At 61.8% G+C, this 2,244-nt stretch carries 2 protein-coding genes; both read right to left on the minus strand.

Going from position 1 to position 2,244, the window contains the following annotated elements:
* Nucleotides 1-97 precede the first annotated feature (97 nt).
* Entirely contained in the window at nt 98-901 is an 804-nt protein-coding gene (gene hutG / locus DBR24_RS10145; RefSeq protein ID WP_128614662.1) for an N-formylglutamate deformylase, read from the minus strand.
* A gap of 10 nt (nt 902-911) precedes the next feature.
* Complete coding sequence (gene hutI / locus DBR24_RS10150; RefSeq protein ID WP_128614663.1) at nt 912-2,117, minus strand: imidazolonepropionase; 1,206 nt, start codon at nt 2,115-2,117, stop codon at nt 912-914.
* Nucleotides 2,118-2,244 lie beyond the last annotated feature (127 nt).

Genomic DNA, 2,244 nt, shown 5'->3' on the forward strand with positions numbered 1-2,244 from the left:
GCTTGCTCGCGAATGCGGTGGGTCAGTCACCTCATAATCGACTGACACTATGCTTTCGCGAGCAAGCTCGCTCCCACAGGGGGTTGTGGGTCTGTGTTCAGGATTTGTAGTGGCTCTCGCCCCAGACGAGGAAACCTTGCAACAACTCCTTCAGCACCACCCGCGTCGGCTCGGCCAGGTCGGCGCGATAGCGGAACGGTTCGAACTCTTCCATGTAGGTGCTCTGGCACAGCTCCAGTTGCACCGCGTGGATGTTCTCGGCCGGGTTGCCGTAATGACGGGTAATGTGGCCGCCCTTGAAGCGTCCGTTGAGCACGTGGCTGTAATTGCCGTAGCGCGCGCAGATGGCTTCAAGCTGACTGGCCAATTGCGGATCGCAACTGGCGCCGTTGAAGGTGCCGAGGTTGAAATCCGGCAGTTTGCCGTCGAACAGGTGCGGGATGATCGAGCGGATCGAATGCGCGTCGAACAGCAGCGCGTAGCCGAACTCTGCCTTCAGTCGCGCCAGCTCTTGCTGCAGGGTGCGGTGGTACGGCGTCCAGATCTGTTCCAGATAGGTCGCGCGTTCTTCTTTCGAAGGCGCGTGCCCTTCGCGGAACAACGGGATGCCATCGAACAGTGTTGCCGGGTAGAGGCCGGTGGTGGCGCCGGCGTACAGTGGCTTGTCGTCGGACGGACGATTCAGGTCGATTACAAAACGCGAGTACTCGGCGGCCAAGGTGCTGGCGCCCAACGCTTCGGCAAAATCGTAGAGCTGCGGAATATGCCAGTCGGTGTCCGGCAGGCTTTTCGCGTCCGCGATCAGCCCGGCTTCGACCGCAGGCGTCAGACGTAAACCGGCATGCGGCATGCTGATCAGCAGCGGCACGCGACCTTGTTTGAAACTCAGAACCTTATCCACAACCGCTCTCCTACAAACTTGATTCGACGCCGTGACGCACGACGCGTTTGTCCAGATCCCCACCGAGCCAATAAGCCAGATCCGCCGGGCGATCAATGTGCCAGGCAACGAAATCCGCAACCTTGCCGACTTCCAGCGAGCCATGCGTATCAGCCATGCCCAGCGCTTGTGCGGCATGAATAGTCGCACCGGCCAGGGCTTCTTCCGGGGTCATGCGGAAACAGGTACAGGCCATGTTCAGCATCAGGCGCAACGACAGCGCCGGCGAGGTGCCGGGGTTGAGGTCGCTGGCGATGGCGATTTTCACCTTGTGTTTGCGCAAGGCGTCCATCGGCGGCAATTGAGTTTCGCGCAGAAAGTAGAACGCTCCCGGCAGCAGCACTGCGACGGTGTCGGATTTGGCCATGGCGATGGCGTCGTCTTCGTCCATGAACTCCAAGTGATCGGCGGACAACGCGTGATACCGCGCCGCCAGACTGGCGCCATGCAGCGACGACAATTGTTCGGCGTGCAGCTTCACCGGCAACCCGAGTTGCTGTGCGGTGATGAATACCCGCTCGACCTGCTCCGGCGAGAACGCCAGGTATTCGCAGAACGCATCCACGGCATCAACCAGCCCTTCGGCGGCCAGCGCCGGGAGCATCTCGGCGCAGATGTGATTGATGTAAGCGTCAGCGCGATCCTTGTATTCCGGCGGCAACGCGTGGGCGGCCAGACAGGTGCTGCGCACGCTGATCGGCAGTTCTTTCTGCAGACGACGGATGACCCGCAGGATCTTGCGCTCGCTGGCCAGATCGAGACCGTAGCCGGACTTCATCTCGACCGTGGTCACGCCGTCGCGCATCAGGCTTTTCAAACGTTTGGCGGCGCTGGCGAACAGCTCGTCTTCGCTCGCCTCACGGGTGGCGCGCACGGTGCTGGCGATACCGCCGCCCTGCGCCGCGATCTCGGCGTAGCTGACGCCTTGCAGGCGCTTCTCGAATTCGCCGCTGCGGTTGCCGCCGAACACCGTGTGGGTGTGGCAGTCGATCAGGCCGGGGGTGACCCACGCGCCTTGCAGGTCGTTGACCGCCGGGTATTCGCCGGAGGGCAATTGAGTGCGCGGGCCGATCCACTCGATGTGCGCACCGGACGTCACGATGGCTGCATCCTCGATGATCGAATAGACGCCCTGCGCCATGGTTGCGACGTGGCAGTGTTGCCAGAGGGTTTTCACTGTTGGCCTCCGTTGGGATTGATTTGGTGGCAGGCCTTCAAAAGCCCCTCACCCTAGCCCTCTCCCGGGGGGAGAGGGGACTGACCGCGTAGTTCTTTCGAGATACGCCGACCTGAAACTTCTGTGT

The sequence above is a fragment of the Pseudomonas sp. HMWF006 genome, assembly GCF_003061205.1.
GTDB classification, from domain to species: domain Bacteria; phylum Pseudomonadota; class Gammaproteobacteria; order Pseudomonadales; family Pseudomonadaceae; genus Aquipseudomonas; species Aquipseudomonas monsensis.